The 7,769-nt window shown below is 72.5% G+C and carries 8 protein-coding genes; 4 read left to right on the top strand and 4 right to left on the bottom strand.

Translation table 11 applies throughout. The features are described 5' to 3' along the window. Positions 1 to 61 precede the first annotated feature (61 nt). The 4 genes from ACFU7Z_RS31885 to ACFU7Z_RS31900 are packed head-to-tail and all read right to left on the bottom strand — an operon-like array spanning position 62 to position 3,924. On the bottom strand, positions 62 to 589 hold the full coding sequence (locus ACFU7Z_RS31885) for a hypothetical protein (RefSeq protein ID WP_117488865.1): 528 nt from the start codon (positions 587 to 589) through the stop codon (positions 62 to 64). Then, on the bottom strand, positions 586 to 1,197 hold the full coding sequence (locus tag ACFU7Z_RS31890; RefSeq protein WP_380781309.1) for a hypothetical protein: 612 nt from the start codon (positions 1,195 to 1,197) through the stop codon (positions 586 to 588). The genes ACFU7Z_RS31885 and ACFU7Z_RS31890 overlap by 4 nt, the downstream gene beginning before the upstream one ends. Further along, positions 1,194 to 3,476: a hypothetical protein gene (locus ACFU7Z_RS31895; RefSeq protein WP_049652882.1), complete on the bottom strand. Its 2,283-nt coding sequence runs from the start codon at positions 3,474 to 3,476 to the stop codon at positions 1,194 to 1,196. The genes ACFU7Z_RS31890 and ACFU7Z_RS31895 overlap by 4 nt, the downstream gene beginning before the upstream one ends. Positions 3,477 to 3,489: 13 nt before the next feature. Then, positions 3,490 to 3,924: a hypothetical protein gene (locus tag ACFU7Z_RS31900; protein WP_380781311.1), complete on the bottom strand. Its 435-nt coding sequence runs from the start codon at positions 3,922 to 3,924 to the stop codon at positions 3,490 to 3,492. 214 nt (positions 3,925 to 4,138) lie between these two features. Between ACFU7Z_RS31900 and ACFU7Z_RS31905 the strand changes: the two genes are divergently transcribed. From ACFU7Z_RS31905 to ACFU7Z_RS31920, 4 genes are all read left to right on the top strand, one after another. Then, positions 4,139 to 5,116, top strand: coding sequence for an ABC transporter ATP-binding protein (locus ACFU7Z_RS31905; RefSeq protein WP_049652877.1), 978 nt, complete (start codon positions 4,139 to 4,141; stop codon positions 5,114 to 5,116). Beyond that, entirely contained in the window at positions 5,100 to 5,999 is a 900-nt protein-coding gene (locus ACFU7Z_RS31910) for an ABC transporter permease (RefSeq protein ID WP_074002019.1), read from the top strand. The genes ACFU7Z_RS31905 and ACFU7Z_RS31910 overlap by 17 nt, the downstream gene beginning before the upstream one ends. Positions 6,000 to 6,008: 9 nt before the next feature. Beyond that, positions 6,009 to 6,926, top strand: coding sequence for an ABC transporter ATP-binding protein (locus ACFU7Z_RS31915; RefSeq protein ID WP_049652871.1), 918 nt, complete (start codon positions 6,009 to 6,011; stop codon positions 6,924 to 6,926). Between the two features lie 76 nt (positions 6,927 to 7,002). Further along, entirely contained in the window at positions 7,003 to 7,719 is a 717-nt protein-coding gene (locus ACFU7Z_RS31920; RefSeq protein WP_049652868.1) for an ABC transporter permease, read from the top strand. Positions 7,720 to 7,769 lie beyond the last annotated feature (50 nt).

The following is a 7,769-nucleotide window of genomic DNA, read 5'->3' on the forward strand; positions in this document are numbered from 1 at the left end:
CCTCCGGGGAGCGGCACCCGTCGCCGTCGCGGCGGCCGAAGGGGGCCCGACGCCGGGCGGCTCACACCACGTCGAGCCGCTCGGCGCCGCCCGCGCAGCCGAGCTGCTGCCCGGCGGCGCGCTCGGCGAAGCCGCGGGCGGCCTCGCCCATCCGCTTGCGGCCGGGCCCGTCCGGGAGGAGCTTCCCGTCCTTGCCGGTGAGCCTGAGGACGGCGCGGTAGCCGGTGCGCCGGCCGTCCACGGTGCACTCGAAGCCCACCGCGCCGAGGCTGTCGCCGCCGGAGAGCACGCCGCCGAACGACGCCTCGGCGGTCAGCAGCCGGCCGTCCCCGCCGTTGACCGAGCAGCGCACGGAGGCCGGGGCGTCGGGGGTCGCCGCCCGGTAGGCCGTCTCCACGAAGACCCGGGGGGCGCCGCCGAGCAGCCCGGTGACGGCCGGGTCGTCGAGCAGGCCGCGGCACTCGCCGTGCGACAGGGCGACGGCCGGCGGCCGGTAGGCGGTGTGGTCGAGGTACAGGTGCCAGCCGAGCAGGCCGCCGCCGAGCAGCAGCGCGGACCCGCCCGCGATCAGGGCCCGGGGGTGCTTCACCGGCAGAGCTCCTTCGTCTTCGCCGCCAGCGCGGCGCGGGTGACCTCTTCGATCGCCTGTCGGCCGTCCGCCCCGTCGGCGCGGGCCGCCTCCCCGGCGGTGACCCGCACCTCGACGTAGCCGCTGGGCCCGGTCACGCAGTACTGGGCCGCGGCGGCGCCGCCCGGCCAGGCCGCGGACAGGCCGGGCAGGTCGAGCGGGCGGGCGTCCGGGCGGGTGGCCTCCGCGGCGGCCAGGGCGAGTTCCCCCTCGCGCCGGACGGCGGTGAGGGTGAGCACGGCGCGGCCGTCGATCCGGACGGCGCAGCCCTGCTGGTCGGTGTCGCGGACGCCGGAGCTGGTCCGCTCCTCGGAGTCCTGGTCACCGGGCGGCAGCAGCCGTCCGAGCGGGGTGTCGGCGCCGGTGGGCAGGCGGCAGAGGTGGGCGGACCGGCCGGGGGGCTCGGACGGGCGGTGGCCCTGCAAGTCCCGGTAGCCGACGAACCCGGCGGCGGCCACCGCCACGACCAGCACGGCGGGCAGCAGCAGCGGGTCGTGCAGCCGCCCGGCCCAGCGGTCCGCGAGGAGCCGGGCCCAGCGGGCCGCGGGCCCGGCGCCGGACCCGCTCACGCGTCGCCCTTCGCGTTGGTGGACGAGTTGTTCGCCGTCCCGCGCGACATGCCCTGGAGCGCGCTGTCGCGGGCGCTGTTGGCGAGCCGGTCGATGTCCTGGCGGGCGATCCCGGTGCCGCTGCCGGCGTCCCGGACCGCCTGGTCGGCCCCCCTCGCCACCCGGCCCTCGGCCTCGGCGGTGTGGTTGCGGCTCTCCTGGCGCCCGTCCTCGGTGGTGTCCTTCTTGTTGGCCTCGATGACGCTGTCGGCGATCGAGTCGACGATCTGGTCCGCGATCTCGCCACCGAGCGGGATCTTCTCGGTCACGCTGCCGATGACGGCGTTGAAGGCGTCCTTGCCGTAGCCGACGTTCTTCTCCAGCGCGTCGTTGAACTCCTTGTCGGAGGCGGCGTGTTCGTTGTGCACCTCGTCGATGCGGGCCTGGTTGAGGTAGCCGCTGACGACGCCGCCGGACTCGGCGTTGTGCTTGATGTCCGACTCCAGCCGGGCGAAGTCGGTCTGCCCGCTGTCCAGGTGGCCGCGGATGAGGGCGGTGGTGTACGCCTGGTTGGCGTTGGCCACCGCGCCGTAGGCGTCCGGGTCGCGGCCGAGGGCGTCGAGCAGCCCGGCCACGGAGGAGGCGTCGAGGGAGGCCGGGGAGCCGTTGACCGGCAGGTCGGTGCCGTGGGAGAGCGAGTTCTGCACGTCGCCGATGTACTCGGCGGTCATGTGCCCGAGGCTGCCCCGCAGGGCGGCGAGCTTGCCGTCGCCCTTGATGTCGTCCAGCGCCCCGTCGTCGCCGTGCCGGCCGAAGGTGTCCACGACCCGCTTCATCAGGTCGGCCTGCTCGGTGGTGTGCCGGTCCGGGGGGACGGGGCCCGGCTCGTCGTACGGGTGGCCGGTGGTGGCGGCCTCCAGGGCGCGGCCGAAGGCGGCCGGACCGGCCTGCTTGCTCGCGTCCCACACCTTGGAGTCCCGGGAGGTGGTGTCCGGGATCCAGTCCTTGTCGTGGGAGTAGTAGGAGAAGTAGTCCGAGGGCTTCGGCTTGCCGCCCTGGTTGACCGTGCCGTCCTGGTTGTAGGCGGTCGGCTGCTCGGTGAAGAACCTGTTGGCCGCGTCCGGGCTGTGCGCGAGCGCCTCCAGGATCGCCGTGGTGGGGCGGAAGCCGGCGCCCGCCTCGTCGCCGCCGGTCAGGTTGAAGCCCTGGATCCTGGAGCCGGGCATCGGGGCCGGCCAGTACCGGTCCTGGGTGTCGAGCTGGGTGACGTGCTCGGCGATCGGGTTGATGAAGTGGGCGTCGTAGTTCCCGTTCATCAGGATGCCGGAGAGCACCTGGTAGCCGTACGGCACGTAGTCCAGGCCGGAGGCCCGGTACGGCTTGTCCCAGACCGGCTGGGAGCCGGCCTTGCGCAGTGCGGCGGCCCACTCGTCGGACAGGTGCGGCTCGTTGGTGGTGCGGGTGGCGGTGGCCAGGCCGAGTCCGAGGTTCTTCTGGAGGTCCTGGTAGGCCTTCCAGCGCGGGTCCTTGTCGTCGCGGGGGTGCGCCGGGTCGCCGACCATGCTGTTCCAGGACTTGATCAGGCCGTCCGGGCCGAGGTCCTGGTAGAACGTGGTGGCGAACTTCGGGTCGTTGCCGTGTGAGGCCAACAGCGAGTTCAGCTCGGTCAGTTCGGGCTCGGTGATGTCCCCGCCACGGGCCGCGAGCTGGGCGGCGCGCCGGCCGTCGGCCTCCGGGCCGCCGCCGATGGCCTTGCCGTTGAAGGACTTCTGACCGTCCGTCATGCTGTCGGCGCGCAGCGCCCAGGCGATCCGCTCGTCGGCGGCGGTGGCCTCGGCGACGGCGGAGTCGATCGCCTTGCGGGCGGCCTCCGCCTTGTCGCCCCACTCCTTCTGGTAGTCCCGGAGGGCCTCGTAGTCGTGCCGGGTGGCGTTGTCGGCCGGGGGCCAGCTCACGGTGCCGTTCTCGGTGACGGTCAGCCCGGCCGTCCGGGCGTCGGCGACCGCCTTGTCCAGCTTGGTCTTCGCGGCCTTGAACTCGGTGGACGCCTCGGTGAAGATCGAGGCGAAGGCGTTGGCCTCGGTGACGGCGGCGGTCAGCTGCTCGTTGGTGCGCTGGAGGCCGGGGCGGGCCTGGTCGGCGGCGGGGCCGCTCCAGCAGGCGGAGTCGACCTGGGCGATCACCGTGGTGTCCCAGTCGCCGTCCATCGCGTGGAGCTTCTGGGCGACGGTGGTCCAGGCGGTGGCGGCGGTGTCCAGGACGCCGAAGTCGGCGGTGCTGAGCTCGTGGAAGTCGACCATCTCGGTGGTCCTCTCAGTTGCCGAGGTCGTGCTGGACGGCCGACTCGTTCTGCCGGTAGTTGGCGGCGGTGGCGCGCAGCGCCTGGGTGGTCTGCCCGATGGTGCCGCCGAGGGCGGCGACGCACTGGTCCCAGGTGCCGGCGGCGCCCGCCGCGGCCTTGCCGGTGCTCCAATTGGCGAGCGAGGTGGACACCTTGGCGGTGGCTTCGTCAGCGCCCCGGCCCTCGGTGTTGAGGCGGGCGTGGATCTGGTCGGAGTTGTTCCCCGCGGTGGTGAGCGCGTTGGTGTCGGCGCTGAAGCCGCCCCCGCCTCCGCCGCCGGACGCCGAGGCCGAGTTGAGCTCTGTGCGGGCCGCTTCCCGGGCGCGGGCCGAGTCGGTCAGGTTCCCGTCCGCGTCGTAGGCCCAAGGGTTCATCATCCGGTCGAACGCGGTCGCCCGATCAGACATGTCGATCGTCCCCCTCCGTGCCGGGGCGCTGCTCCGGCACCCCCGTTGGCAAAGAGTCAGGCAAGTGTGTAAAGAGATTCGACAAAGGGTACAGGTGGATTCCGCTTTTTCTAACCCCTAGGGGTGAGGGGCTCCGACGTCATACCGCAGCAGCAGACGGCCTCGTCATTCCAGCTCATGACCCGTACCGCACAAGGCCGTTACGTTTGGTCCCGTGTCCACAGCTGTCATCAAGACGGACGGCCTCACCAAGAGGTATCCCCGTGTCACCGCGCTCGACCAGCTCACCGTCGAGGTGCGGCCGGGTGTGGTCGGTCTGGTCGGGGCCAACGGCGCGGGCAAGTCCACTCTCATCAAGATCCTGCTCGGGCTCGCCCCGGCGACCTCCGGCCGCGGCGAGGTCCTCGGCCTGGACGTCGCCACCCAGGGCTCCGAGATCCGCGCGCAGGTCGGCTACATGCCCGAGCACGACTGCCTGCCACCGGACGTCTCCGCGACGGAGTTCGTGGTGCACATGGCGCGGATGGCGGGCCTGCCCGCCACCGCCGCCCGTGAGCGCACCGCGGACACCCTGCGGCACGTCGGCCTGTACGAGGAGCGGTACCGCCCGATGGGCGGCTACTCGACCGGCATGAAGCAGCGGGTCAAACTCGCCCAGGCGCTGGTGCACGACCCGAAACTGGTGCTGCTGGACGAGCCGACCAACGGCCTCGACCCGGCCGGCCGGGACGAGATGCTGGCGCTGATCCGCCGGGTGCACACCGACTTCGGCATCTCGGTGCTGGTCACCACCCACCTGCTCGGCGAGCTGGAGCGGACCTGCGACCACCTGGTCGTGATCGACGGCGGCAAGCTGCTGCGCTCCTCCTCCACCGCCTCCTTCACCGAGGCGACGGCCGTGCTCGCGGTCGAGGTCGGCGACTTCCCGGAGGACCACGGCCGCGAGCCGGGTCCGGCGGTCCGCGAGCGGCTCGCCGCGGCCGGACTGTCCGTCCAGCCCGAGGGCTCGCACCTGCTGCTGGTCCGGCTGGCCGACGAGTCGACGTACGACACCATCCGCGACGCCGTCGCCGGACTCGGCCTCGGCCTGGTCCGGCTGGAGCAGCGCCGGCACCGGGTCGCCGAGCTCTTCACCGACGCCCAGGACACCGAGCAGAGCAAGGGAGGGACGAACGATGCCGCTGCCTCCTGAGACCAGGTCCGCCGACACCGGCGTCATCCACGACATCGGCTACCGCGGCTACACCGGCCCCCGGCTCGGCCGCAGCTACGCCACCCGCGCGCTCTTCACCCAGAGCCTGCGCGCCGCGTACGGCCTCGGCCGCTCCGGCAAGTCCAAGGTCCTGCCGATGCTGGTGCTGGGCGTGATCACCGTGCCCGCGCTGATCTTCGTGGCGGTCTCGGTCGTGATGAAGCGCGACGAGCTGCCGGTCGAGTACGCGGGCTACCTCTCCATCTTCAGCCTGGTGATCTCGGTCTTCCTCGCCTCCCAGGCGCCGGTCCTGCTCTCCCGGGACCTGCGCTACCAGACCGTCCCGCTGTACTTCTCCCGCCCGATCACCCGCACCGACTACGTCCGGGCCAAGTTCGGCGCCATGGTCTGCGCCCAACTGCTGCTGATGGCATCCCCGTTGCTGGTGCTATACATCGGCGCGCTGCTCGCCGGGATGGACTTCGGGCACAACACCGCGCACTTCCTGTACGGCCTGGTCGCGGCCGTGCTGTACGCCCTGGTGCCGACCTCGGTGGCCGTGGTGATCGCGGCCGCCACCCCGCGCCGCGGCTTCGGCGTGGCCGCCATCATGGGCTACCTGGCGGTCAGCGCCGCGCTGGGAGCGGCCGCGGTCGGGATCAGCAACCGCAGCACGACCGGCTCCGACGCCCCGCAGTGGATGTCGCTGATCTCGCCCACCGACCTGGTGGAGTCCCTGGTCAACGAGCTGTTCGGGCTCGGCGACGGCTTCGACCGCCGGCACGCCCCGGGCGGCCTCGGTCTGGCGGTGTTCGCGCTCGTCGCGGTGGCCATGGTGGTCGGCTCGTACCGGCTGCTGCTGCGCCGCTACCGGAACGTCTGAGAGGGCGGCATGGCCACCATCAGCATCGACAAGGTCTCCCGCTGGTTCGGGAACGTGGTCGCGGTCAACGACATCACCATGACCATCGGCCCCGGCATCACCGGCCTGCTCGGTCCCAACGGGGCGGGCAAGTCCACCCTCATCCACATGATGAGCGGCTTCCTGGCCCCCTCCAGCGGCTCCGTCACCCTGGACGGCGCGCCGATCTGGCGCAACCAGCAGGTGTACAAGCAGATCGGCCTGGTGCCCGAGCGGGAGTCGATGTACGACTACCTGACCGGCTGGGAGTTCGTCCTCGCCAACGCCGAACTGCACGGCCTGCCCCAGCCGGGCGCCGCCGCCCGCCGGGCGCTGGACCTGGTGGAGATGGACTACGCCAAGGACCGCCGCACCGGCACCTACTCCAAGGGCATGAAGCAGCGGGTCAAGATGGCCTCCGCGCTGGTCCACGACCCGTCCGTCCTGCTGCTCGACGAGCCCTTCAACGGCATGGACCCGCGCCAGCGGCTCCAGCTGATGGACCTGCTGCGCCGCTTCGGCGCCGACGGCCGGACGGTGCTGTTCTCCTCCCACATCCTGGAGGAGGTCGAGCAGCTGGCCCGGCACATCGAGGTGGTGGTCGCCGGACGGCACGCCGCCTCGGGCGACTTCCGCAAGATCCGCCGGCTGATGACCGACCGCCCGCACCGCTACCTGGTCCGCTCCAGCGACGACCGCCGGCTCGCCGCCGCGCTGATCGCCGACGGCTCGACCAGCGGCATCGAGGTGGACGAACGGGAGCGGGCGCTGCGGATCGAAGCGGTGAACTTCCAGGGCTTCACCACCCTGCTGCCCAGGGTCGCGCGGGAGGCCGGCATCCGGCTGTACACCGTCTCCCCGGCGGACGAATCGCTGGAGAGCGTCTTCTCCTACCTGGTCTCCGCGTGAGCGCCGTCGGCAGGACCACTGTCGGCGGGACCGCTGCCGCCAGGACCGTTGTTGCCCAGGAAGGGGCCGACCGACCATGAACCCCACCGTCGCCAGGCTGACCCTGCGCGGGCTGCTGGGGCGCCGCCGCGGCCTGCTGCTGCTGGTGGCCCCCGCCCTGCTGCTGGTCGTCGCGGCCGTCGCGAGCGTGTCCAGCGCCGACCCGCACGACATGGCCAACAACATCCTCGGCGCCCTCGGCCTCGGCACCCTGATCCCGATCCTCGGACTGGTGGTCGGCACCGGGGTGATCGCCAACGAGATCGACGACGGCTCGATCGTCTACCTGCTCGCCAAGCCGCTGCCCCGGTGGCGGATCGTGACCACCAAGCTGGTCGTCGCGATCGGCGTCACCTGGCTGTTCTCGGTCGTCCCGACGCTGCTGGCCGGGCTGCTGCTGGTCGGCACCCAGGACGGCGTGGCGCTCGGCTACACCGTGGCCGTGCTGGTCGCCGGGGCCGCGTACAGCGCGCTGTTCCTGCTGCTCGGCGTGGTCACCCGGCACGCGGTCGTGGCCGGTCTGGCGTACGCCCTGATCTGGGAGTCGACGGTCGGCAACTTCGTCGAGGGCGCCCGGACGCTGAGCATCCAGCAGTGGGGCCGCTCGGTGGCCGAGGCGGTCGCGGGACAGAACGCGATCAGCTCGGACGTCTCGCTCGGAGCGGCCGTGCCGCTGCTGCTGGTGGTCACCGTCGCGGCGACGGTGCTCGCCTCGGTGAAGCTGGCCGGGATGACCCTCGCCGGCGAGGAGTGAGCCCCGTACCGCACAAGCGGTGAGCCCCGGACACCTGTGAGGGTGTCCGG

Source organism: Kitasatospora sp. NPDC057518 (genome assembly GCF_042802075.1).
In the GTDB taxonomy this organism is placed as follows: Bacteria; Actinomycetota; Actinomycetes; order Streptomycetales; family Streptomycetaceae; genus Kitasatospora.

What these genes read in the sequence shown, in the direction of transcription:
- ACFU7Z_RS31910 (WP_074002019.1), top strand. Translation starts at nt 5,100, where the DNA reads ATGCCGCTGCCTCCTGAGACCAGGTCCGCCGACACCGGCGTCATCCAC.
- ACFU7Z_RS31900 (WP_380781311.1), bottom strand. Translation starts at nt 3,924, where the DNA reads ATGTCTGATCGGGCGACCGCGTTCGACCGGATGATGAACCCTTGGGCC.
- ACFU7Z_RS31920 (WP_049652868.1), top strand. Translation starts at nt 7,003, where the DNA reads ATGAACCCCACCGTCGCCAGGCTGACCCTGCGCGGGCTGCTGGGGCGC.
- ACFU7Z_RS31895 (WP_049652882.1), bottom strand. Translation starts at nt 3,476, where the DNA reads ATGGTCGACTTCCACGAGCTCAGCACCGCCGACTTCGGCGTCCTGGAC.
- ACFU7Z_RS31915 (WP_049652871.1), top strand. Translation starts at nt 6,009, where the DNA reads ATGGCCACCATCAGCATCGACAAGGTCTCCCGCTGGTTCGGGAACGTG.